At 61.2% G+C, this 23,033-nt stretch carries 18 protein-coding genes and 1 pseudogene; 1 reads left to right on the top strand and 18 read right to left on the bottom strand.

All coding sequences use genetic code 11. The features are described 5' to 3' along the window. Positions 1 to 3: 3 nt before the first annotated feature. The 13 genes and pseudogenes from ACTJKS_RS07020 to arnB all read right to left on the bottom strand — a co-directional run bounded on the left by ACTJKS_RS07020 (position 4) and on the right by arnB (position 14,526). Positions 4 to 1,110: an enoyl-CoA hydratase/isomerase family protein gene (locus tag ACTJKS_RS07020; protein ID WP_108182676.1), complete on the bottom strand. Its 1,107-nt coding sequence runs from the start codon at positions 1,108 to 1,110 to the stop codon at positions 4 to 6. A gap of 236 nt (positions 1,111 to 1,346) precedes the next feature. Then, the gene (locus ACTJKS_RS07015; RefSeq protein ID WP_108182677.1) at positions 1,347 to 2,033 is read right to left on the bottom strand and encodes an HPP family protein; all 687 of its coding nucleotides are present in this window, start codon (positions 2,031 to 2,033) and stop codon (positions 1,347 to 1,349) included. A 155-nt stretch (positions 2,034 to 2,188) separates the two neighbouring features. After that, a complete protein-coding gene (locus ACTJKS_RS07010) occupies positions 2,189 to 3,367 on the bottom strand; it encodes an MFS transporter (RefSeq protein ID WP_108182678.1) in 1,179 nt (392 codons plus the stop codon). Positions 3,368 to 3,509: 142 nt separating this feature from the next. Beyond that, on the bottom strand, positions 3,510 to 4,028 hold the full coding sequence (locus ACTJKS_RS07005; protein ID WP_041063779.1) for a GNAT family N-acetyltransferase: 519 nt from the start codon (positions 4,026 to 4,028) through the stop codon (positions 3,510 to 3,512). 81 nt (positions 4,029 to 4,109) lie between these two features. Beyond that, a complete protein-coding gene (locus ACTJKS_RS07000; RefSeq protein WP_108182679.1) occupies positions 4,110 to 5,708 on the bottom strand; it encodes an ArnT family glycosyltransferase in 1,599 nt (532 codons plus the stop codon). Next, a pseudogene (locus ACTJKS_RS06995) lies at positions 5,706 to 7,084 on the bottom strand (UDP-glucose dehydrogenase family protein); the annotation flags it as partial. The gene ACTJKS_RS07000 and the pseudogene ACTJKS_RS06995, both read right to left, overlap by 3 nt. After that, entirely contained in the window at positions 7,081 to 7,494 is a 414-nt protein-coding gene (gene arnF, locus ACTJKS_RS06990) for a 4-amino-4-deoxy-L-arabinose-phosphoundecaprenol flippase subunit ArnF (RefSeq protein ID WP_086791179.1), read from the bottom strand. The pseudogene ACTJKS_RS06995 and the gene arnF, both read right to left, overlap by 4 nt. Further along, on the bottom strand, positions 7,491 to 7,835 hold the full coding sequence (gene arnE, locus ACTJKS_RS06985) for a 4-amino-4-deoxy-L-arabinose-phosphoundecaprenol flippase subunit ArnE (protein WP_041063803.1): 345 nt from the start codon (positions 7,833 to 7,835) through the stop codon (positions 7,491 to 7,493). The genes arnF and arnE overlap by 4 nt, the downstream gene beginning before the upstream one ends. Continuing rightward, the gene (gene arnT / locus ACTJKS_RS06980; RefSeq protein WP_108182681.1) at positions 7,832 to 9,481 is read right to left on the bottom strand and encodes a lipid IV(A) 4-amino-4-deoxy-L-arabinosyltransferase; all 1,650 of its coding nucleotides are present in this window, start codon (positions 9,479 to 9,481) and stop codon (positions 7,832 to 7,834) included. Before arnT (ACTJKS_RS06980) ends, arnE begins: the two co-directional genes overlap by 4 nt. Continuing rightward, entirely contained in the window at positions 9,478 to 10,362 is an 885-nt protein-coding gene (arnD, locus tag ACTJKS_RS06975; RefSeq protein WP_041063807.1) for a 4-deoxy-4-formamido-L-arabinose-phosphoundecaprenol deformylase, read from the bottom strand. The genes arnT (ACTJKS_RS06980) and arnD overlap by 4 nt, the downstream gene beginning before the upstream one ends. Beyond that, on the bottom strand, positions 10,362 to 12,353 hold the full coding sequence (gene arnA / locus ACTJKS_RS06970; protein WP_041063809.1) for a bifunctional UDP-4-amino-4-deoxy-L-arabinose formyltransferase/UDP-glucuronic acid oxidase ArnA: 1,992 nt from the start codon (positions 12,351 to 12,353) through the stop codon (positions 10,362 to 10,364). Before arnA ends, arnD begins: the two co-directional genes overlap by 1 nt. Next, positions 12,350 to 13,381 carry an undecaprenyl-phosphate 4-deoxy-4-formamido-L-arabinose transferase gene (arnC, locus tag ACTJKS_RS06965; RefSeq protein WP_041063810.1) on the bottom strand — a complete coding sequence of 344 codons (1,032 nt, stop codon included), beginning with the start codon at positions 13,379 to 13,381 and terminating at the stop codon, positions 12,350 to 12,352. The genes arnA and arnC overlap by 4 nt, the downstream gene beginning before the upstream one ends. Continuing rightward, the gene (gene arnB / locus ACTJKS_RS06960; protein ID WP_440828808.1) at positions 13,378 to 14,526 is read right to left on the bottom strand and encodes a UDP-4-amino-4-deoxy-L-arabinose aminotransferase; all 1,149 of its coding nucleotides are present in this window, start codon (positions 14,524 to 14,526) and stop codon (positions 13,378 to 13,380) included. The genes arnC and arnB overlap by 4 nt, the downstream gene beginning before the upstream one ends. Positions 14,527 to 14,964: 438 nt before the next feature. Here arnB and ACTJKS_RS06955 point away from each other — a divergent pair, with 438 nt between their 5' ends. After that, the gene (locus ACTJKS_RS06955; RefSeq protein ID WP_440828812.1) at positions 14,965 to 15,855 is read left to right on the top strand and encodes a site-specific integrase; all 891 of its coding nucleotides are present in this window, start codon (positions 14,965 to 14,967) and stop codon (positions 15,853 to 15,855) included. Here the strand turns inward: ACTJKS_RS06955 and ACTJKS_RS06950 are convergent, their stop codons facing one another. The 5 genes from ACTJKS_RS06950 to arnT (ACTJKS_RS06930) all read right to left on the bottom strand — a co-directional run bounded on the left by ACTJKS_RS06950 (position 15,856) and on the right by arnT (ACTJKS_RS06930) (position 22,945). After that, entirely contained in the window at positions 15,856 to 16,914 is a 1,059-nt protein-coding gene (locus ACTJKS_RS06950; RefSeq protein ID WP_108182684.1) for an ABC transporter ATP-binding protein, read from the bottom strand. Then, complete coding sequence (locus ACTJKS_RS06945) at positions 16,911 to 18,506, bottom strand: ABC transporter permease (protein WP_041063817.1); 1,596 nt, start codon at positions 18,504 to 18,506, stop codon at positions 16,911 to 16,913. The genes ACTJKS_RS06950 and ACTJKS_RS06945 overlap by 4 nt, the downstream gene beginning before the upstream one ends. A gap of 3 nt (positions 18,507 to 18,509) precedes the next feature. Next, positions 18,510 to 19,523 (bottom strand): iron ABC transporter substrate-binding protein, encoded by a 1,014-nt coding sequence (locus ACTJKS_RS06940; protein ID WP_440828807.1) that lies wholly within the window; start codon positions 19,521 to 19,523, stop codon positions 18,510 to 18,512. A gap of 186 nt (positions 19,524 to 19,709) precedes the next feature. Then, a complete protein-coding gene (locus tag ACTJKS_RS06935; protein ID WP_108182687.1) occupies positions 19,710 to 21,227 on the bottom strand; it encodes an ArnT family glycosyltransferase in 1,518 nt (505 codons plus the stop codon). After that, a complete protein-coding gene (gene arnT, locus ACTJKS_RS06930) occupies positions 21,224 to 22,945 on the bottom strand; it encodes a lipid IV(A) 4-amino-4-deoxy-L-arabinosyltransferase (RefSeq protein ID WP_108182688.1) in 1,722 nt (573 codons plus the stop codon). Before arnT (ACTJKS_RS06930) ends, ACTJKS_RS06935 begins: the two co-directional genes overlap by 4 nt. Positions 22,946 to 23,033: the final 88 nt, after the last annotated feature.

The following is a 23,033-nucleotide window of genomic DNA, read 5'->3' as shown; positions in this document are numbered from 1 at the left end:
GGCTCAGCTCCCGCTCTCATCAAAACCGTTAAAGAAACTCGCGACATGCCCGGCGTCCAGCGCAGTGAGGGTCGGCGGGTTCCAGCGTGGTGTCTTGTCTTTGTCGATCAGCAGGGCGCGCACGCCCTCGATCAGGTCGCCGCGTTCGAACCACTGACGATCCAGATGCAGTTCGAGGACGAAGCAGTGTTCCAGGCTCAGTTGCCGACCGCGACGGAGCATCTCCAGGGTCACGGCCATCGCCAGTGGCGAGCGGGTCTCCAGCAGGTCAGCGGTGGTCGTCGCCCACTCATGGCTGTCGGCGACGGTGACGGCGCGCAGTTGCTCGACAATGCTCGGCACGTCCGGCAGGGCGAAGAAATGGTCGATGGCCGGGCGCAACTTCTCCAGCGGTGCATCGCTCAGGGTTTGCACGCCGTTTTTCGCCAGCAGGCCCTGCAGATCCTTGAGCGGCGTGTCGCGCCATTCCAGATGATCGAGTTGTTCGTCGAGGCTCGGCAATTTGCTGCTGTCGACAAACCAGTCGGCCAGCCCGCAATACAGCGCATCCGCCGCACGAATCTGCACACCGCTGACGCCCAGATAGATCCCCAGTTCACCGGGAATGCGCGAGAGGAAATAGCTGCCGCCGACATCGGGGAAATAACCAATGGCCACTTCCGGCATCGCCAGACGGCTCTTCTCGGTGACCACCCGCAGGTCCGCACCTTGCACCAGGCCCATGCCGCCGCCGAGGACGAAGCCGTCCATCAACGCTAGTACCGGTTTGCGGTAGTGATGAATCGTCAGGTCGAGGGCGTATTCCTCGACGAAGAAATCTTCGTGCAGCGTGGCGCCGCTTTTGAAACTGTCGTACAGGGAACGAATATCGCCACCGGCGCAGAAAGCTTTTTCACCGGCACCGCGCAGCACCACCGCGTGCACATTGGCATCAGCGGCCCAGGCATCGAGTTGCTGCTGCAACTGCCGAACCATGTCGAGGGTGATGGCGTTGAGACCGGCGGGGCGGTTGAGGGTCAGGTGACCGATGTGGTTGCGAACCTCGGCCAGCACGTCGTTTTGCGTGGCATCCATGGACGGCGTCCGCGGGGATGAAGCCTGAGCAGTCATCACTAACTCCCTGCTTTTATTGTCTTTATTCGAGAAGCTCGCGCGCGAGCGTTGACGGATCGTAACAGTGCAAATTTGCCGTGTACAACGGGGATATGTGCAGGGGGAGTTTGCGTTTTTGCCTTAGGTAAAAATCGGATGTGCTTGTGCAGGAGCTGCCGAAGGCTGCGATCTTTTGATCTTGAAAAGATCGCAGCCTCGTTGCACTCGACAGCTCCTACAGGGAGAGTGAGGTGTCAGGTGAAGACTTCGCCGATGCTGCGGCGTTTGGCGTGCAGTTCGCTGGCGTGGATCAGTTGTTCGAGGTCTTCGGGAGTGACGTCGATAAAGGCTTCCATCTCAGCCAGTGCCCGTTTCAAATCCTCGGCGGTAATTGACTGACTGTCGACGGGAGTCTGCAGCGGCGCGGGTTCGGCCGGGCGTTTCGGGTAGCGGATGCGCGTCAGGTTGTTGTAGGCCAGCGCACTGAGCAGCATGCAGGCGGCGGCGAGCATCACCGGTTCCATGGCTTTCCAGTCCAGGGCGATGGTGGCGGGATCGGCCAGCACCAGTGTCAGCGCCAGTGCGCCGGCCGGTGGGTGCAGACAACGCAACCAGCACATCAGAATCAGCGCCATGCCTGCCGCCAGACAAGCACTGCCCAGGGTTCGCCCCAGGACATGAGCCACCAGCAACGCAATCACACTGGCGCACAGATAGCCGCCGATGATCGACCAAGGCTGCGCCAGCGCACCGGAGGACACGGCGAACAACAGCACCGCCGAAGCGCCCAATGGCCCGATCAGGTGATACGCCACTTCATGGCCGAATACCTGACTGCACGCCCAGACACTGAACAAGGTGCCCAGCGCCATACCGATGGCGGCGCGGCTCCATTCGGTGGGGCGGGTGTTGATGGCGGCGGGGAACCAGCGAGCGAGCATGTGAATCGGGTCCTTGGCAGTAAAATCGAGGCAAAAAAAAGGACTTGTCCGTTTCGGAAAGTCCTCTAAGCGTTCCAACTATTGGGGGAGGAACGCGCACAGTGTGCCGTGCAAATTCGATGCTGACAAATTCATATAAATGCTGCTTCAGTGCATTATTTTTGAATTGTGGCCACGCGACGTCCACTGACAAAACACCAATAACCCCCCAGCGCGGCCAAAGCGCTCAGGGCGTAGAACATGCTCGGCGCTGGCGTGTGCATCAGCAGGAACCCGCACATCACCGGACTCAGCGCACCGCCCAGTGCCGCGAGGTTTTGCGCGCCGTAATAACTGCCGCGCAGCTCCTCGGGAGCGAGGGTGTCGACGAAGAGGAAATCCGCCGGGTAAATGATCATCTCGCCGAGGGTGAAGATGAACATCGCCACGCACCAGCCGACGAGGCTGTCCGCCAGGCTGAAACCGATCAGACCGACGATGAACAACGCCGTGCCGCCGGCAATCCAGAACCGCAGGTGCTCGCGCTTGAGAAAGCGCCCGATCTGGTATTGCAGCAGGATCACCGTGATCGCGTTGCAGGCCAGCAGGGCGGCCATGGTGTCGAGTGTCTGTTCTTGGGTATGGGTCACCAGCAGGTATTGCGACAGGTACAGGGTAAAGCGCCCGTGAACCAGGGTGCTGAGCAGACAACCGAGGGTGAACAGGATCATCGTGCGGTCGTTTTTCAGGATGATCAGGGTGTTCAGGAAACTCTGTGGTGGGCTGGCCTGCGACAGCGTATTGGTCTCGCGGGACACGCCCAGCAGCAGGAAAACGCTGCCGGCGGCAATCAGCCCGGCGACGATAAACGGCGCTGAAGGCTGAACCCCGGCAATCACAACACCGATCATGGGGCCAACGGCGTAGCCAATATTGGTCAGCGTGTAGTTCAGTGAAAACGCCTTGACCCGCTGGCCGACCGGCAGGTTTTCACTGAGCATCGCTTTGGAGCAGATCAGGAACAGTGCCGACGCCGTTTCACTGATGATCAGCACCAGCGTGACCAGGTACAGATTCTGCGCGAACGTCAGCAGCATCAGGCCGACACCGCTGGAGAGCATGGTCAGGATCAACAGCTGACGCTTGTCGAGGCGATCGATGATGTAGCCGCCGTACAGCGACAACAGCGTGGCACTGAACACGGCGATGCCCAACAGCAGACCGACGTCCTGCGGGTTGAGGCCCAGTTTGTTACTGAGGAACAGGGTCAGTAGCGGACTTATCAGGGCACGGCTGATGACGATGCTCAGCGAGGTGATCATCAGTCGGCGTATCAGGCGGGAGTAGGTGGCCACGGCAGTGCAAATATCCTTATTTTTATGATGAAAACCCGCGTGGCAGCGAGCCTGCTCGCCAATACCGAGTGTCAGGCGCCAACGCAGTTGACTGACAGGACGCTATCGCGAGCAGGCTCGTTCCTACAAGGGATTTGTCCTGTCAGGGCAATCTCAGTTGCATGGCGCAGCGTCGCTCGGCGGTAAAACCCTGTTCGATTTCGTTCTGCAGGGCATCGCGCAAATGCGCTTCGTGCTCACCGGGTGCAACTACCACAAACCCCATCCGCTGATAAAACGGCGCATTCCACGGCACGTCGCGGAACGTGGTCAGGGTCACGGCGCGCATCTGTTCGCGGCGGGCATGTTCAATCGCGGCCAGCAGCAGTTGACGGCCCACGCCCTGACCCTGAAACACCAGGCCGACGGACAGTTCCTCAATGTGCAGTTGGTTGCCGACATCCAGCGCGCGGATAAACCCTGCGAGCTGCGCCGAGGTGTTTTCGGCGACCCAGACGTGGGCATGGTCGATGAATTGGCGATGTTGCGCGGCGCTGGCCACGTCGGTGTCGGCCAGCCAGGCGAGGGTCGGATCTGTGCGAAACAGCTCGGCGGCCGAGCGTTCGATGGCGGGGAGGGCGGCGGCATCATTCTGCCGCGCCCGGCGTACAACAAAACTCATGGTCAAGAAATCCCTGTAGGCGCTGTCGCTGGCTGCGATCTTTTTCCCGAAAGCGCAAAAGATCGCAGCCTCAATCAGTTCCTACAAGGGTTTCAGGTACAGCAGCACGTAATCGTTCTTGTCGAAACGGCCGGTCAGTACCGGTTGCAGACCCGCCAGCGAGGTGCCCTGCAGCGATTGCAGGTCCTTGCTGTCCATCATCAGCCAGGCCGGGCCTTTGAGGGCTTCGAGTTGCTGCACCGTTTCGGTGAACTGCGGTTGCAGGTCCTGCTCGACGTTGACCATGAACTTGATCGCCTTGGCGTCTTTGCCCATGCCGTGCAGCACCAGCAGTGCCGGGTTCTGCTGCACCTGCGCGAACGCGGCGCGACTGAACGCCTGCGTGTCGTACAAGCGTCGCTCCACCGGTTCGAACACCGCGGCATACACCATCCACAACGCGAGTACCGAGCACAGCGCCAGCACTTCGGCACGCCAACGCGGCATCAACAGGCGCGACAACGCGAGCAATTGCAGAGCACCAAGCACGATCAGCACCAGGGTCAGACCGTCGAGCTGCTCGGGGAAGCGGCGTTTGGCAACCAGCAGGGCCACCATCAACAGTCCCGGCGTCACCAGCCAAATGCCTTGGATCACCCCACGCAATACGCGGAACACCCGACCGTGCAGCACCTGAAACGGGTACGCCGCGATGATCGCCGCCATCGGCAACATCGGCAGCAGGTAACGCGCCTTCTTCGCTTGCGGAATCGACAGGCCAACCATGACGATCAGCCCGGCAGCCGCGCAGTATTGCACCAGACGCAAGGCCGGCCCGCGCTGATGCGGTTTGCTCAGCCAGGTCGCCGCCAACGCCAGGATCGCCAGCGGATACGCCAGTGCGTAGTTGCCCATGGAACTGGTGAAGTAATACAGCGAACCGCTGACGCCTTCACTGCCGTCCATGCGCCCCATGAACTGCATGCGGATCACGTCTTGCAGGAACGCTTCGCCGCCACTGAGTCTGGCCAGCCACAACAGCAGCCCCACGCACGCGGCGAGCAGGATCGACGCCAGCACACCGAACACCAACAGGCGTTTCCACTCACGATTGAGCAGGTAGTAACTGCAGAGCATGCCGGTCGGCACCACCAGGCCGATCGGCCCACGGATACCAAAACCCAGCAGCAACAGGACAAAGATCAGCGGCCAGCGTCGGCGCGAGCCGAAGTGGTCGTGCGCGTAACCCAGATAAAACACCGACAGCGCCACGGCTGCCAGCATCAGGTCTTGCGACACCGCGCGCACTTCGGTGACGAAGGTGCTGGTGAGCATCAGCAGCGCAATGCTGATCAACGCCCAGCGTTGCGAATGCACCGCCAGCAAGCGGTACATCAACGTCACGATCACGCCGCCGGCAATGGCGCTGGGCAGCCACGCCGTCAGGGTATTGATCGCGCCGAAGGGCAGCGACAACAGCCAGATGAACAGCGTCGAAAGCGCCGAATAATCGGCGTACGGCTGCCCGTAGGTCGTCGGGAATACCGTTGGCCCGTGCCTGAGCATCTCTTGGGCAAACAGCACAAAACGTGAATCGAAGCCAATGGGAGCCTGTCCGTAAACCCCGGCGATAAACAACAGCAGTGCCAGCAGCCCTGCGATCAGGGACTGCCGGCGGATGACAGGCGACAACGTGGTCAAGCGACGTCCGCTTTGTGAGGCCACTGCTGCAGTGGCATCGGCAGTTTGCGCGAATCGCCTCGGCCGATCGGGAAGTACTTGAAGCCATTGCGCGCCAGACGCTCGGCGTCGTACAGGTTGCGGCCGTCGAAGATCACCGGGGCTTTCAGGCGTTGCTCGATCAGGTCGAAATCCGGCGCCTTGAATTGCTGCCATTCGGTGCAGATGATCAGCGCGTCGGAACCCGCCAGCACCGATTCCGGGGTGCCCATCAGCATCAGTTTTTCTTCGTTCGGGTACAGGTGCTGGGTTTCCTGCATCGCTTCCGGGTCGAACGCGCGCACACTGGCGCCGGCGGCGAACAGCGAATCGAGCAGCACGCGGCTGGGCGCGTCACGCATGTCGTCGGTGTTCGGCTTGAACGCCAGGCCCCACAGGGCGAAGGTCTTGCCGCGCAGGTCACCTTTATAGAACGCGTTGATGCGGTCGAACAGCTTGTGCTTCTGCCGCTCGTTGATCGCTTCGACCGCTTGCAGCAGGTCGCTGGAGCAATGCGCCTGCTCGGCGCTGTGAATCAGCGCGCGCATGTCTTTGGGGAAGCACGAGCCGCCATAACCACAGCCCGGGTAGATGAAGTGGTAACCGATGCGCGTGTCGGCACCGATGCCCTGACGGACCGATTCGATGTCGGCGCCCAGGTGTTCGGCCAGTTCGGCGATCTGGTTGATGAAGCTGATCTTGGTCGCCAGCATGCAGTTGGCGGCGTATTTGGTCAGCTCGGCGCTGCGCAGGTCCATGAACATGATGCGGTCGTGGTTGCGGTTGAATGGCGAGTACAGGTCGCGCATCACATCGCGCACGTCGTCACCTTCGCAGCCAATGACGATGCGGTCCGGACGACGGCAGTCGGACACCGCCGAACCTTCCTTGAGGAATTCCGGGTTGGAGACGATATCGAACTGCAGCTCACGACCGGCCTTGTCCAGCGCGGCTTGAATGTGCGCACGCAGGGTGTCGCCGGTGCCAACCGGTACGGTGGATTTCTCCACCAGAATCAGCGGCTGCTCACGGTGGCGCGCCACCGCGTCACCCACCGACAGCACGTATTTCAGATCAGCCGAGCCGTCGTCGCTGGACGGTGTACCCACGGCGATGAATGCGACACGACCGTGCTGCACGGCGAGTTTTTCATCCGAGGTGAAATGCAGGCGGCTGGAGTCCAGACCTTCGCGCACCAGGCTCGACAGGCCCGGTTCGAAGATGCTGACGTGACCCTGGCGCAGCAGTTCGACTTTCTTCTGATCGATGTCCATGCACACGACGTCGTGACCGACTTCGGCCAACACGGCGGCCTGCACCAGACCGACATAACCGCTACCAAATACTGTGATTTTCATGGAGCACTCCTGAATTCGGGCGCACGAGACGGACGAGTGTTAATAGTGATGACCCCGAGCATGACCAGTGCCACGCCCAGCGATTTAGTGAAACTGAACGATTCGTTGAACAGCGGCAGACTGGCCGCCAGCAGGTACACCAGCGCATAGCTGATGCTCAACAGTGAATAGGCCCGCCCCAGCGGCAGATCGCGCAAGGCCGCGAGCCAGCAGAGCATCGACAGGGCGTAGGCGAAAATTGCCGCCACCACCACGGCCAGTGCCGACAGATCGACACTGCCAGTGCTCAACGCCGCCAGCCATTGTTCCGGTTGTGGCAGGCGCGTCATGCTCCAGCGCATCCCCAACTGGGCAGCACTGACCAGACCCACGCTGGCCAGCGCAAAACCGATACCTCGTGCCTGGTTCATGACTGTTGCCCCAGCAAAACCACGCCACCGATCACCAGCGCCACGCCCAGCCAATGCTGGCGGTCGATGGGCTCGCGAAAGACGAAGCGGGCGATCAGGGTGATCAGCACGAAGTTGAGGCTGAGCATCGGGTAAGCGATGCCTACTTCAAGACGTTGCAGCACCAGCAGCCAGACCAGCAGCCCGCTGCCGAGTGAAAACAGCGCCAGCCACAACCACGGCGAACGCAGTTTGTCAGCCCACGACGACTCAACGCCGCGCCAGCTCTCCACGGCGAATTTCTGTGCGACTTGCCCCAGACACGTCAGCAGACACGCCGTCAGTAACAGCAACCAACTCATGACGGATCCTTGGGCAGCACCATGATCACCAGATTGCCCGATTCGTAACGGGTACCGTCTTTAGGCAGCAGATCGAGTTCTTCAAGTTCGTCCTGACCCTTGACGCGCATCAGCACGCCGACCGAGCCGCTGCGGCGCGCTTCACGGACCCATTGCTGAACGTTGTCTTTGGTGAGTCGGCGTTCAGCACCTTCCGGGTAGGACAGACCGTATTTGAGTTCGCCGACCGTGTTGTACAGCGCGACCTGCGGTTGTTTCATGCGCCAGGCCAGTGCCGCTGCGGCGCCCAGATCGTTGCTCAGCAAGTGCGTGGCACCGGACAGTTCAGTGACGTGATGGCGGATGAACTGATCCGGGGTTTTGTTGGCCACCACCGATTTGGGCAACGCCGCCGGCAGGATCCCGGCCAGCAACAGGCTGCCCAGCGCCGGTGCCGCCCAGCATTGCAGCGGCAGGAACGCTTGCGCCAGGTTGGCGATGATCCAGCCGATCAAGGCAATGAACACCAGCACCATACTGTGCAGTTCGTGGTCGTACACCGGTTTGTTCAGTTGCAGGTAAACCAGTGCGATCAGGGTGACCACACCCAGCAGCAGGTTCAGCAGACCGTTGATCCCCAGCGCCTGACCTTGTTCCAGACGCAGACGATCAGCCAGCGCATTGCCCAGCAGCAGTGCCAATGGCAGCAGACATGGCAGGATGTAGGTCGGCAGCTTGCCGTTGCTCAGGCTGAAAAAGCCCAGCGGCAACCACAGCCACAGCAACAGAAAGACCATGTTCGGCTGGGCCCGGGTTTGCCAGGCTTGCTTGAACGCGGTCGGCAACAGGCCAACCCACGGCAGACTGAACGCCACCAGCAGCGGCAGGTAAAACCACCATGGCGCATCGTGCTGCGCATCGTCACCGGCGAAGCGGCGGATGTGTTCGTGCCAGAAGAAAAACCGCCAGTAATCCGGTTCCTGTGCGTGCACCGCCAGTGCCCACGGCAAGCTGACGACGATCGCGATGGCGATGGCCACCGGACCGAACACCAGCAGTTCACGCCAGCGTTTTTGCCAAAGCATCCACGGCAACGCGATCAGTACCGGCAGCAACCAGGCAAGAAAGCCCTTGGTCATGAAACCCATGCCGCAGGCAAGCCCCAGCACCGCCCAGGCACCCAGACGGTGCCCGGTGCTTTTGCTGTCGAGCGCAAACCACAGCGCCACCAGACTCAGGTTGACCCAGAAGGTGAATTGCGGATCGAGGTTGGCGTACCCTGCCTGACCGGCGACGACTGTGAAACTCATGTAGAGCAGGGCGCAGACGAAGCTCTTGCGCGGATCGTTCCATAGCCTGCGCGCGACCAGGTAGGCCAGCAACACACTCAAAGCCGTGCTGAGGGCCGACGCGAAGCGCACGCCGAACAGGTTCTGCCCGAACAGTTCCTGGCCGATGGCGATCATCCAGTAGCCGGCAATCGGCTTCTCGAAATAACGCAGGCCCATGAAATGCGGCGACACCCAGTTGCCACTGAGTAGCATGTCCTGGCTGATCTGTGCGTAACGGGTTTCGTCGGGGATCCACAGGCCATGGGTGCTCAACGGCAACAGATAGGCCAGCAGACAAAGGCCGACCAACAGCGGCAGTGCCCAGCGTCTGGTCATGCGCCTTGCACTCCCAGCCAGCCTTCGCGGCCTTCGAGCGCACCGCGTTGCACGCGGCCCACGGGCAAGGTGTTGAAATACTCGGGCAGCAAGTTGCCCAAGGGTTGGAAGTCAATGTGGCGCTGGCGTGCATCGGCCAGCAATTGACGAAAGTCCTGAGCCATCAGAATCCCTTCTACTTCGGCATGAATGGTGTAGACGTTGAGTGCTTGCGACTGGAACCGGTCGAGGATGAAGGCGTTGAAGTCCTTCGCCGCCACGTGCGGGCCGACGACTTCGTCGAAGGTCGGCAGGTCCACTGGAATCTGCGGCGTGCCCGGTGTGCCGTCCGCCAGCAGCGGACGGAACAGGCTCTGCCCACGGCAATCGCTGTTGTAGCGAAAGCCGAAAGTCTGCTTGGCCTCGATCACGCGCTCGTCCGCACGCCAACCGGCGGCGGCCGAACACTGGATCTTTTCGCCGAGGATGTCGCTCAAGGTGTCGACGCCGCGACGGATCTGTTCGATCAGTTGCGCGTCACTCCAGCGACCGGCATTGGCCTGCCAGCCATGGTGATCCCAGGCGTGCAGGCCAACCTCGTGACCGGCGTCCCGGGCCTGACGCATCAGGTGCCCGAGATCACGGCCAATCGGTTTGCCGGGCCAGGCGGTGCCGGCCAGCAGAATGTCCCAGCCGTACAGGCCGGCAGCGTTGGAACGCAGCATTTTCCAGAGGAACTGCGGGCGAATCAGGCGCCACAGATGCCGGCCCATGTTGTCCGGGCCGACACTGAAGAAAAACGTTGCCTTGACCTGTGCCTCGTCGAGCATCTCCAACAGACGCGGCACACCTTCTCGGGTGCCGCGGTAGGTGTCGACATCGATACGAAGACCTGCCTGCATTACTTCTTGTCCGCGATTTCGAGCATGGCTTCACGCAGGAAGAAGTCCAGGGTGTTGCCGATGGTCTCGCGCATTTCCACGGTCGGCTCCCAGTTCAGCAGGCGCTTGGCGTTGGCAATGCTTGGTTTGCGGTGTTCCACGTCCTGGTAACCGGCACCGTAGAACGCCTTGCTTTCCACGTCGCGGAAACCGGCGAACGGCGGGAAGTTGTGACGCAGCGGGTGTGCTTCGAACTGACGCAGCAGCTCCTCGCCCAGTTGACGGATGCTGGCTTCGTTGTCCGGGTTGCCGATGTTGATGATCTGACCGTTGCAGACATCGTTGTCGTTGTCGATGATGCGCGCCAGTGCTTCAACGCCGTCAGCGATGTCGGTGAAGCAACGCTTCTGCTCGCCACCGTCGAACAGGCGGATTGGCGTGCCTTCCACCAGGTTGAGGATCAACTGGGTGATGGCGCGGGAGCTGCCGATACGCGCCGAATCCAGTCGGTCCAGACGCGGACCCATCCAGTTGAACGGACGGAACAGGGTGAAGTTCAGGCCCTTGGCGCCGTAAGCCCAGATCACGCGGTCCAGCAGTTGCTTGGAGACCGAGTAGATCCAGCGCTGCTTGTTGATCGGGCCGACGATCAGGTTCGAGCTGTCTTCGTCGAAGTTCTTGTCCTGGCACATGCCATAGACTTCCGAAGTCGACGGGAAGATCACGCGCTTGTTGTACTTGACGCAGTAGCGAACCAGTTTCAGGTTTTCTTCGAAGTCCAGCTCGAATACGCGCAGTGGGTTGCGGGTGTATTCGATCGGGGTGGCGATGGCCACCAGCGGCAGGACCACGTCGCACTTCTTGATGTGGTACTCGATCCACTCGGAGTGAATGCTGATGTCGCCTTCGACGAAGTGGAAGTTCGGGTGGCTGCGCAGACGGTCGATGGCGTCGGAGCCGATGTCCAGACCGTAGACTTCGTAGCGGTCGTCACGCAGCAGGCGCTCGGACAGGTGGTTACCGATGAAGCCGTTGACGCCCAGAATCAGTACGCGGGTACGACGTGGCGCACGCCCGGATTCGGCGCCGCGCAGCAGCGAGCCATCCACCAGACCCAGTTCGTTGGCCAGTTGCGGGCCGCTGAGGTACAGACCGTTGTCGTTGCGCTGACCGGCGTTGATCACCAGCGAGTCCTGACCGCAGGCAATGCGCAGCGGATCGACGCTGATCACGCGGCCTGGCGCCTGGCCTTCGTTGCCTTTGACGACTTCGGCGCTCCAGACGATCAGTTTGTGCTCGCCCACGGCGCAGAACGCACCTGGGTAAGGACGGGTCACGGCGCGCACCAGGTTGAACAGTTCTTCGGCCGGTTTGGCCCAGACCAGTTTGCCGTCCGCCGGGGTACGACGACCGAACACGGTGGCTTTCGATTCGTCCTGTGGGGTTTCAGTGATCTTGCCTTGCAGCATGTTCGGCAGGGTGTCGCGCAGCAGGTCGCTGGCGGCGGTGCGCAGTTTGGCGTGCAGGGTCAGGCCGGTGTCGCTGCGTTCGATGGCAACACGCTGTTGAGCAACGATGGCGCCGGCATCGGCGCGCTTGACCATGCGGTGCAGGGTCACGCCGGTTTCGGTTTCGCCGTTGACCAGCACCCAGTTCGCCGGAGCGCGACCGCGGTAGCGCGGCAACAGCGAACCGTGCAGGTTGAATGCACCTTTTTTGGCCAGGGCCAGCAGTGGCTCGCTCAGCAGGTTGCGGTAGTAGAAGGAGAAGATGTATTCCGGGTCCAGCTTGGCGATGCGCTCGATCCACAGTGGGTGGTTGGCGTCTTCCGGCGCGTGCACCGGGATGCCTTTGTTGGCGCACAGCTGGGCCACCGACGCATAGAACGCGTTTTCTTTCGGATCATCGGCGTGAGTGAACACTGCTGCAATGTCAAAGCCGCTGTTGAGCAGGGCTTCAATGCCGGCGCAGCCAATATCGTGGTAGGCGAAGACAACAGTTTTTGCACTCATGAGAGAACCTGATCGGAAGTGGAAGAAGTAGCGGTAGAAGAAAGACCATCAACGGTGACGGCAGGGGCCGGATCGGCCGGCTGGCTGCGCAACACCTTTTCGATGAAGAAACGCGGACGGGCGCGGACATCGCTGTACATGCGGCCCAGGTATTCACCCAGCAGGCCCATGCCGATGAACTGGCCACCGGTGAACACGAACAGCACGGCGAACAGCACGAACGTACCGTCACCGGCCCAGCCGGCACCGAAGGCCAGACGCAGAACGATCAGCGCGACGGCGAACAGCACACCCAGACCGGCCATGGCGAAGCCGACGATGCTGAGCAGGCGCAGCGGCGTGGTGGTCATGCAGGTCACCAGATCGAACATCAGGTTGATCAGGCGCATCGGGCTGTATTTCGAGTCGCCGTGTTCACGCTCGGCGTGGGCCACGACGATTTCGGTGGTGTGACGGGCGAAGCTGTTGGCCAGGATCGGGATGAACGTGCTGCGTTCGCGGCAGGCGAGCATCGCGTCGATGATGGTGCGGCGGTAGGCGCGCAGCATGCAGCCGTAGTCGCTCATGGCAACGCCAGTGGAGCGCTGCACGGCAAGGTTGATCAGCTTCGACGGATAACGGCGCAGCGCCGAGTCCTGACGATTGCCGCGCACGGTGCCGACCACGTCGTAACCTTTTTCGGCCTCGGCCACTAGCCGCGGGATTTCTTCCGGCGGGTTCTGCAGGTCGGCGTCGAGGGTGATCACCACGTCGCCCTTGCACTGTTCAAAACCGGCCATGATCGCGGCGTGCTGACCATAGTTGCGGTTGAGAATGACCGCCACGAACGGGCTGTTTTCACGCCCGGCGGCTTCTTCAAGCATGTTTGCCGATTCGTCGCGGCTGCCGTCGTCGACCAGCACGATTTCGAAATCGTGATGCAACTGGCGGCAGGCCGCCTCGGTACGACGCAGCAGCTCGGGCAGGCTTTCCTGTTCGTTGTAGACCGGGATGACGATCGACACGCTACGGATTGGATAAGGTTTCACAGGCGTTTTTCCATGATGTGTGCGATGGCACCGACCACACGGTCAAGGTCTTGACCGGTCATGTCGGGGAACAGCGGAATCGAGCACAGCCGCGCCGAGTTCCATTCGGTGTTGGGCAGGTAGAGGTCGGGGTCACGCTGGCGATACCAGGTGTGCAAGTGGGTGGCGATGAAATGGATACCGGTGCCGATGCCCTGATCCTGCAACGCCTTCATGAAGGCTTCGCGGTCCATGCCGCAACGCTCGCTGTCGATGCGCAGGATGAACAGGTGCCAGGCGTGTTGCTGGGCATAGTCGGGCAGGGCCAGCGGTTGCACTGGCAGGCCTTCGAACTTTTGCAAATAGGTCGTGGCCAGTTCGGTGCGGCGGGCGTTGATTTCGTCCAGGCGCTGCAACTGCACCAGGGCAATCGCGGCGTTGATGTCGGCCAGGTTGTACTTGAAGCCCGGCTCCATCACTTGTGCCTGCGGCTTGCGGCCACCGGTCAGACGGTCATAGGCGTCGACGCCCAGGCCGTGGAATTTGAGCATGCGCACGCGGCTGGCGAGGGCTTCGTCGTCGGTGACGAACATTGCGCCTTCGGCACAGGTCATGTTCTTGATCGCGTGGAACGAGAAGATCGCCGTGCCTTGCGAACCGACGTGCCGGCCCTTGTAACGCGTGCCGGCAGCGTGGGCGGCGTCTTCGATGACCGGGATGCCGTGTTTGTCGGCCAGGGCATACAGCGGATCGAGATCGAATGCCGCGCCGGCATAGTGCACCGGGATGATCGCTTTGGTTCGCGGAGTGATGGCCGCTTCGATGCGCGCAGCGTCGGTCATCAGCGTGTCGCGGTCGACATCGACGAACACCGGTTTGACGCCCAGCAGGGAGATCATGTTGGCGGTCGAGACCCAGGTCTGCGACGGGGTGATGACTTCGTCGCCCGGGCCGATGCCCAGGGCCAGCAGCGTGATGTGCATCCCGCCGGTGGCCGAAGACAAGGCCACCGCGTGCTTGCAACCCACGTACTGCGCAAATTGCTCTTCGAGTGCCTGGTTTTTCGGCCCCGTGGTGATCCAGCCCGAGCGCAACACCTGCTCGACAGCGGCAATTTCCTCATCGCCGATACTGGGGCGAGAGAAGGGGAGAAACGCCTGACTCATGGGCACCTCATTGCAAAAAATAAAAGGATGGACTCACGCAACTGTTGGATCCAACCACAGCGTAGACGCAGAAAAGCGCTCCTGCATCAATAACTTGGCAAAAAAAGCATGACGTCGGGGATAGATTGACTTTTCACGATTTGCCCGGCAGGTTGGGGCATAGCCACTACCGAACCTATGGGAATTAAGGTTATGCCGGTTTTTGTGAAAGGAACATGAAAAACCGGTTGGCGAATCGTTTATCTGTCACTTATACAGCCGCTGTTCAGGCTTCTGCCGTCCATCGCGGTTTTTTGTCCGACAGTGCAGCTCAAGTACCTTCTTTACTTCAAGTACATTGCATTTGTTAGTTGTTGTAGTGCTGTACGTTTTTTACTCAAGGTTTAACGTTTGATTGATTTAGTTGCTGCAACCCCCGACGCTCCAAAAACCAACCCGATGAGCCTGTACCTCGCGCGTTTGGCGCCCTCCAGCCAATTGACCATGCGTTACGTGCTGCAAGATGCGGCCGATCGCCTGGGCTTTGAAGACATGAATGTCGAAGAGATTCCCTGGCATGCCTTGCAACCAGAAGGTGTTGTTGCACTGGTTGCTGCATTACGCGCAGACAACTACGCACCGAACACTTCTTCGTTGTATGTGAATGCGGTGCGCGGCGTCATGAACGAGGCCTGGCGCATGAGCCTGATCAGCCAGGAACATCTTTTGAAGATGCGCTCGGTCAAGGGCATTGCCGGCACACGGTTGTCCCAGGGACGCAATCTCAAGCGCACGTTGATTCACGAATTGATGGAAGTCTGCGCCGCCGACCCGCGTCCGCAGGGCCTGCGCGATGCGGCGATCATCGCGTTGCTGTACGGCACGGGTATGCGCAAGTCGGAATCGGTGGACCTGGACCTGAATCAGGTCGACTTCACAGAGCGCAGCCTGTGCGTCACCGCCAAGGGCAACAAGCAGTTGATCAAGTACGCGCCGGCGTGGGCATTCAGCAAGCTCGATGCGTGGCTCGAACTGCGCCGTTCGCAGCTCAAGGAAGGTGAGAGCGATGATGCCTTTCTGTTCAACCGCATTCGCCGTGGCAGCCACATCACCCGCGAGCGCATTACCAAGCATGCGATCTACTACATTGCCCGTCAGCGGGGTACGCAGGTCGGGGTGAAGATCATGCCCCACGACTTCCGTCGCTCGTTCATCACTCGGGTGATCGAGGAGCACGACCTGTCGATTGCGCAGAAACTGGCGCATCACAGCAACATCCAGACCACCGCCAACTACGATGTGCGCGATGACAACGAGCGGCGGCGGGCGGTGGATCGCTTCGATCTCTGATCAGTTCAGGCCAAACACATGCGCCGCACCGAGCACCGACAGCTGCACCGCGCTGCCGGCGGGCGGTGCGTGCATACCGGTGCTGCGCACCAGAATCGAACGGGCCGGATCCTGAGTCGCGGATGAACTCAGTTCAACCGTCAAAGTGCAGGTGTTGCCGGCAAAATCACGGTCGGTGACCAGTGCGTGGCAGCCGTAACTGTCAGAGGCCACCTCGGCGATCTGCAGTTGTTCTGGGCGCAGCATGATTTGCGCGGCGCCACTGAAACCGTTGCTGTTCACCGCCACCTGACCCAGATCGCAATGCGCCCAACCCGCCTCGATCTGCGCGGGCAGGACCACCGCTTCGCCGAGAAAGTGCGCGGTCTGTTCATCCTCCGGATAGCGGTAGAGATCCATCGGATGCCCGGACTGCACCAGCCGGCCACTGCGCATCACGGCCAATTGATCGGCAAACGACAACGCCTCGCTCTGATCGTGAGTCACCAGAATGGTGGTGACGCCGGCGTCTTCGAGCAGGCGCGCGACCATTTTGCGCATGGCACTGCGCAAACCGGTGTCGAGGGCGGAGAACGGCTCATCCAGCAGCATCAGTCGTGGTTGTTGCGCCAGAGCGCGGGCCAGCGAGACCCGCTGTTGCTGGCCGCCCGACAGCTCATGCGGCCAACGGTGGGCCATGTTGGCGTCGAGGGCCACGCTGTCCATCAACTCAAGGATGCGCTGGGTGCGGGCCGCCCCGGTCAGGGCCAGACCGAAGCCGATGTTCGCCGCCACCGTCATGTGCGGGAACAACGCACCGTCCTGCGGCACGTAGCCGATCTGCCGCTGATAGGCCGGCACCGCGTGGCTGCGATCGACCAGCGTCTGGCCGTTGAGCGTAAGGCTGCCGCTGTCGGGGAATTCGAACCCGGCGATCATCCGCAACAGCGTGGTTTTGCCGGAACCGGAGGGGCCGACGATCACCGTGCGGCTGCCGGTCGGCACGTTGAGGCTGACGTCGTCGAGCGCCTTCTGCGCGCCGAAGGTTTTACTGAGGTTGTGCAGTTCGAGAGCGTTCATCGGCCAGCGGTACGCCTGGATTGGTGATAGAGAATGGCCGTCAGCGGCAGTGAAAGCAGGATCATCAAAAACGCGTAAGGCGCTGCGGCGGCGTAATCGATTTCGCTGGTCATCGCCCAGAAACCGGTAGCGAGGGTGCGCGTGCCGTTGGGCGCGAGCAGCAGGGTTGCGGTCAGCTCATTGGTGATTGCCAGGAACACCAGCGCCGCACCTGCCGCCGCGCCGGGAGCCGCCAGGCGCACAGTGATCAGCCACAATGCGCGCAACGGCGAGCGGCCAAGGCTTTGTGCGATGTTTTCCAGCTCGACCGGGGCTTGCGCGAAACCGGCGCGCAGACTGACCAGCGCCCGCGGCAGGAACATCAGCAGATAGGCCAAGAGCACCGTGATGGTGGTCTGGTAGATCGGCCGGGCGAAATGAATGGTCACGGTGACCAGCGCCAAAGCAACGACAATGCCGGGCAGTGAACTGGTGATGTAGTTGCAGCCTTCCAGCAAGCGCTGGAGCTTGCCCGGAGAGCGGATCGACAGCCACGCAATGGGAATCGCCGCGACACTGGTCAACAATGCGCCGGCCACGCCATACGACAGGGTTTGCAGCAAGGCTGGCAACAGCTCGTCGCCTTGCCAGACCTGCGCACCACCGGCCACCAGCCAGCGGCCCAGCGTGAGCAACGGCACACCGAGTGCCAGCAGGCAGGTTAAGGTTTGCAGCAATAAAGCCAAGGTTGTCGCGCCGCGCCCCAGTTGAACGCTGCGCTGATCCCGGGCGCTGCCGGAACCGACCCGCGCATAACGCGCCTGGCCACGAGCAGCGGATTCCGCCGTGAGCATCGCCAGACAGCACAGCGCCAGAACCCCGGCGAGCATGTTGGCGGCCGGGCCGTTGAAGGTCGATTTGAACTGATCGAAGATCGCCGTGGTGAAAGTGTCGAAACGGATCATCGCGTACAAGCCGTATTCGGCCAGCAAATGCAGGCCGACCAACAACGCGCCACCGCAGATTGCCAGGCGCAGTTGCGGCAACACCACCCGGAAAAACACCGCCCACGGCTTCAGCCCGAGGGACTGAGCGACATCTTCAATCGCCGGATCGAGACGGCGCAAGGTCGCGGCAATCGGCAAATACAGAAACGGGAAATAGGCGATCACCGACACCAGCACGCCGGCCGGCAGACCGTGGATCGACGGAATCAAACTGACCCACGCATAACTGTGGACGAACGCCGGCACGGCCAGTGGCGCTACCGCCAGCAGCGACCACAGACGCCGGCCGGGCAGATTGCTGCGTTCGGTCAGCCAGGCCAGGGTTGTCCCGAGCACAATGCACAGCGGCAAGGTGATCAGCACCAGCAGCACGGTGTTGATCAGCAACTCGCCGACCCGCGGGCGAAACACCAGGGCTTCGAGGGTCGCCCAACCGGTGTACCACGCCACGCCGATCACGAAGGCAATCGGCAGCAGTGACAGCAACGACACCAGCACCGCCGAGCTCACCACCCACGAACTGCCGCGCCCGGCCAGCGTGCGGGGCGGGTGGAGGAGGTTGGCGGGGGCCGTCACCACGGCCGGTGCAGGCAAGGTTTTGGGCATCACTTAGAGCAACCCGGCCTGGGTCATCAGCTCGACGGCTTTTTTGCTGTCGAGGGTCGACGCATCGACTTTCGGCGCATCGAGGGTTTTCAGCGGGGTCAGCTTCGGATTGGACGGCGCGTCTTTACCCACGGCGTATTCGAAGGAGTTGCCGGTTTCGAGTACTTCCTGACCTTCCTTGCTGGTGATGTATTTGACGAACTTCTGCGCTTCATCCTGATGCTTGCTCGATGCCAGCACACCGGCGCCGGAGGTGCTGACGAACGCGCCCGGATCCTGATGTTTGAAGTAGTACAACTGGGTGTTTTTGCTGTTCTCGCCGGTCTTGGATTGATCGACGAAGCTGTAATAGTGGTAGATCACGCCGCTGTCGATCTGTCCGGCGTTCACCGCTTTTAGCACCGCGCTGTTGCCGCGATAGATCGTGGCGTTGGTCTTCATGCCCTTGAGCCATTCCAGCGTGGCAGCTTCGCCTTTCTGTTGCAGCACAGCGGCGACGATCGCCTGGAAGTCCGCGCCAGCCGGGGAGGCGGCCCATCGGCCTTTCCAGGCCGGGATGGCGAGGTCGAGCAGGGATTTCGGCAGGTCTTTTTCAGTCAGCTTGTCCGGGTTGTAGACGAACACGGTGGAACGGGCAGCGATGCCGACCCAATTGCCGTGGGCCGGACGGTAGGCAGCGTCGACTTGCTCAAGGGTCGCGGGCGCCAGCGGGGTAAACAGTTTGGCGTTGTCCACCAGCACCATCGCCGGGGAGTTCTCGGTGAGGAATACGTCTGCCGGCGAGGCGGCGCCTTCCTGCACGAGCTGGTTGCCCATTTCGGTGTCATCGCCGTTGCGAATGGTCACCGGGATCCCGGTTTCCTCGGTGAAACCGGCCACCCAGGCCTTGGTCAGCGTTTCATGCTGCGCGTTGTAAACCACCAGACCCACCGAGTCGGCGGCAACAGCATGCCCGGTGCCGAGCAACGCGGTGGCCAGCAATGCGCGCTTGAAGAAGGATGGAAAGCGTGGATTCATTCGGGCAGCTCCTATTTTCAGACGTTATGAGCAAACCCTCGCAGGAAACAATGCGAACGATTTGCAAGTGTCGAGTCGCGGCAATGTAGGGTGGCAAATGAGAAAAAAACGTCAAAGAAGCCGTTAATAGTTGTCATTGCCATTCAAATTTACCGCGACTCTCTGCTTTTGTCTTAACGTCATCGCTCAGGAGTGGGGGATGTAAGCCACGCTCTGGTCTTCCCGCCCGTGAAAGACCTGCTCGCCACGGGTGGGCGTGGTGGTAATGACTTGATGGTCAGCCTTCAATGCATCGAGCGGCACGGCATCACCGGAACGGTATTGCGCCACGAAAATCGTGCGTTGCGGGTCCCACCGTTCCCCGCTGGTGCGTTCCAGCCAGGCGATCAGCGTTGCTGTGTCGCCATTGTGCGGAAAGTCCTGGATCGTTTCCGGCACGTAGTAGAACGGTGCACCACCGGTTTGCAGGTACATCGGCACTTTGTTGTCGACCTCGACCATGACCATGCGCCATTGATTCAACGGTGCCTGCTGACTGGCCTGCTCGCGAACCTGTTCGCCGAAGCGGATGACACCGCCGCCGCTGTTGGTCCACGGGTAAAGCACACCCAGGATCGCGGCAAGCAACACGGTGGTGACAGCGAAACCGATCTTCAGCCCGCGGCCTTCGCTGTGGCGAGCGGCCATGCGCCGGGTCACCCACCAGGCACCCAGCAGTTGCGCGAAGGGCACCAGCGGCAAGACGTAATAGCTGCGGCGACTGCCACTGGCGGTGAAGAACAGCATCAGCAGCGCGAGCCCTTGAATCAGCCAGCGGGTATCCGGTTCGATGTGCTTCCAGTTGCGCGCGGCAACCCACAAGGCGATCAACCAGCACGGCGCCCAGGGCAGGGTGTAGACCGGCAGGTAGATCAAGTAGGTGTAAATCGGCCCGAACTGATCGAACGGCTGGAAAAACCGCACAACGTTTTCACGCAGTACCAGCCCCAGGCCACTTTGTTCATAGTTGGGCGCGCCGTAGAAGTGCGAGAGCACGAACGGCGTCATGTAAAACGCCCCGGCGATCAATATCGCCGCGAACAGTCGCAGGTTCAGGTGACGTTTCCAGCGGTGCTCACTGAGCAGGTGTGGCAGCAGCACCAGCCCCGGCAGGATGAAACCGATCAGGCCCTTGAACAGCGAGGTCAGCGACAGCAGGCCGAAGAACACTACGTAGCGCCAGAAGCGGGTGTCATCCGGGCCGCGCCAGTACCACCAGACGGCCGCCAGTACACCGCAAACGGTGAGGATGTCGGCAGTGGCGACTCGCGCCCAGAACACGAAGTAGAACGTGGTCGCCAGCATCCATCCGGCAATCAGCCCGGTGCCTTTGCGAAACAGTTGCTCGCCGATGAGGTACACCAGCCACACGCTGAACCACGCGGAAATCACCGATGACAGGCGCAACGACCAATGCCCCAGTCCACCCGTGAACCAGGCGGTGGCGGTGATCAGCCAGTACGACAGCAGCGGCTTGTCGTAATAGGGGCTGCCCTTGAGATAGGGGTCGAAATAGTCGCCGCTCTGCAACATCTGCAACGCGATGTTGGCCCAGCGGGTTTCCGCCCCCCACAGCTCACGACTGCCCAGACCGAGCAGTAACAGCAGGGCAGTCGCGGCCAGCAGAAGCAGCAACTGCCTGCGTTCAGTCCTGGTCTGGGTCATGGCTGGCTCTGGCTGAAAATGAGGATTTCGATTTGCCCACGGCGGTAGTGCTTGCCGTCTATTGGCAGCAGCTCGAGTTGTTGTTCGTCGGAGGTGCTGTTGACGCGCATCACCACACCCACCGAGCCTTTTTTGCGCGCTTCGGTCATCCATTCGCCTACACCGTCGAGGCTGACCTTGCGTGACGCCATGGCCGGGTCATCGAGGCCGTACTTGAGCTCGCCAACGGTGTTGAACAGGTCGACTTGCGGGCGGCGCAAACGCCATGACAATGCGGAAGCGGCTCCGAGGTCGTTACTCAGCAACGAGCTGGTTTCGCTCAGTTCCTGCTGATGTTCGGCAATGAACTGATCCGGCATCTTGCTGTTGACGATGGTCGCCGGCATCGCGGCCGGCAGCAATGCGACGAGGAGGCCGATGCCCAGCGCCGGCATCGCCCACAGCGTCAGTGGGCGCACGGTTTGCAGCGCGCCGGCAATGAGCCAGCCGAGCAACACGATATATCCCAGCGACAGGCTGAACATTTCGGTGTGTTCGTAAATTTCACGGGTCGCTTGCAGGTAGATCAGTGCAACCAGCGCAGCAATGGCCAGCACCACGTTGACCACACCGTTGATGCGCAAGACGCGCCCGTTCTGGTCAGCTATCCAGTTCATTACCGTGTAGCCCATCAACAGGGCCAACGGCAGCAGGCACGGCATGATGTAGGTCGGCAGTTTGCCGCTGCTCGCGCTGAAAAATGCCAGCGGCAGCAGGAACCACAAGGCGAGGAATGCGATTTTCGGATCGCGTTTTTCGCGCCAGGTGCGCAGCAGCGTCGAAGGCAACAGCAGGGCCCATGGCAAGGTAGAAGCAAACAGCAACGGCAGGTAGAACCACCATGGCCGTGCGTGCTGTGCATCTTCGCCGGCGGCAAAACGACGGATGTGTTCGTGCCAGAAGAAGAATCGCCAGAAATCCGGTTCACGGTAATGCACGGCCAGTGCCCATGGCACGCTGACCAGCGCGGCCACCGCAACGGCGACCAGGCCATAACGCACCAGCTCGCCAAAGCGTCGCTGCCAGATCATGTAGGGCAGGGCAATCAGCACCGGCAGCATCAGAGCGAGGAAACCTTTGGTCATCAGACCCATGCCACAAGCGAATCCCAACAATGCCCAGCCGCCCAGACGCGCGCGCGGGGTATTGCTGTCGATGGCAAACCAGATCGCCACCAGGCTGAGGTTGACCCACAAGGTGAATTGCGGATCGAGGTTGGCATAGCCAGCCTGCCCTGCGATCAGGCCGAAGCTCATATAAAGGAGGGCACAAGCGGCACTGATGCGCGGGTTGTTCCACAGGCGACGGGCCAGCAGATAGGCCAGCCAGACGCTCACGCCCGTGCTGAGCGCCGAGGCGATGCGTACGCCAAACAGGTTTTCACCGAAAATGGCTTGGCCGATGGCAATCATCCAGTAGCCGGCAATCGGTTTTTCGAAATAGCGAATGCCCATGAAGTGCGGCGCCACCCAGTTGCCGCTCTGCAGCATTTCCTGGCTGATCTGCCCATAGCGGGTTTCATCGGGAATCCACAGGCCGTGGGTCATCAGCGGCAGCAGATAAAACATCACGAATGCCAGCACCAGCCCGGGTATCGCAAAGCGTTCGATCAGAGTGCTCTGGTGGAGGCGCGGCAAATTCAACGCTGCATGGTGCAACGGTTTGTTCTCAGACGTCATGACTGGACCTTGGTGCAGTACAAAGTGTGCGTTTCAGTGTTGCGCCTGGCGATATCCGTTGCAGGCGCGGCACTGGGTTGAATGAATG

This window comes from Pseudomonas sp. 22189, assembly GCF_052045635.1.
Taxonomy (GTDB): Bacteria; Pseudomonadota; Gammaproteobacteria; order Pseudomonadales; family Pseudomonadaceae; genus Aquipseudomonas; species Aquipseudomonas parakoreensis.
This window is presented reverse-complemented; position numbering and strand designations above follow the sequence as displayed.

Excerpts from the sequence above, each read along its gene's own strand:
- ACTJKS_RS07020 (WP_108182676.1), bottom strand. The coding sequence starts at position 1,110 with ATGACTGCTCAGGCTTCATCCCCGCGGACGCCGTCCATGGATGCCACG.
- ACTJKS_RS07015 (WP_108182677.1), bottom strand. The coding sequence starts at position 2,033 with ATGCTCGCTCGCTGGTTCCCCGCCGCCATCAACACCCGCCCCACCGAA.
- ACTJKS_RS07005 (WP_041063779.1), bottom strand. The coding sequence starts at position 4,028 with ATGAGTTTTGTTGTACGCCGGGCGCGGCAGAATGATGCCGCCGCCCTC.
- arnF (WP_086791179.1), bottom strand. The coding sequence starts at position 7,494 with ATGAACCAGGCACGAGGTATCGGTTTTGCGCTGGCCAGCGTGGGTCTG.
- arnE (WP_041063803.1), bottom strand. The coding sequence starts at position 7,835 with ATGAGTTGGTTGCTGTTACTGACGGCGTGTCTGCTGACGTGTCTGGGG.
- arnT (WP_108182681.1), bottom strand. The coding sequence starts at position 9,481 with ATGACCAGACGCTGGGCACTGCCGCTGTTGGTCGGCCTTTGTCTGCTG.
- arnD (WP_041063807.1), bottom strand. The coding sequence starts at position 10,362 with ATGCAGGCAGGTCTTCGTATCGATGTCGACACCTACCGCGGCACCCGA.
- arnA (WP_041063809.1), bottom strand. The coding sequence starts at position 12,353 with ATGAGTGCAAAAACTGTTGTCTTCGCCTACCACGATATTGGCTGCGCC.
- arnB (WP_440828808.1), bottom strand. The coding sequence starts at position 14,526 with ATGAGTCAGGCGTTTCTCCCCTTCTCTCGCCCCAGTATCGGCGATGAG.
- ACTJKS_RS06955 (WP_440828812.1), top strand. The coding sequence starts at position 14,965 with ATGAGCCTGTACCTCGCGCGTTTGGCGCCCTCCAGCCAATTGACCATG.
- ACTJKS_RS06950 (WP_108182684.1), bottom strand. The coding sequence starts at position 16,914 with ATGAACGCTCTCGAACTGCACAACCTCAGTAAAACCTTCGGCGCGCAG.
- ACTJKS_RS06945 (WP_041063817.1), bottom strand. The coding sequence starts at position 18,506 with ATGCCCAAAACCTTGCCTGCACCGGCCGTGGTGACGGCCCCCGCCAAC.
- ACTJKS_RS06940 (WP_440828807.1), bottom strand. The coding sequence starts at position 19,523 with ATGAATCCACGCTTTCCATCCTTCTTCAAGCGCGCATTGCTGGCCACC.
- ACTJKS_RS06935 (WP_108182687.1), bottom strand. The coding sequence starts at position 21,227 with ATGACCCAGACCAGGACTGAACGCAGGCAGTTGCTGCTTCTGCTGGCC.
- arnT (WP_108182688.1), bottom strand. The coding sequence starts at position 22,945 with ATGACGTCTGAGAACAAACCGTTGCACCATGCAGCGTTGAATTTGCCG.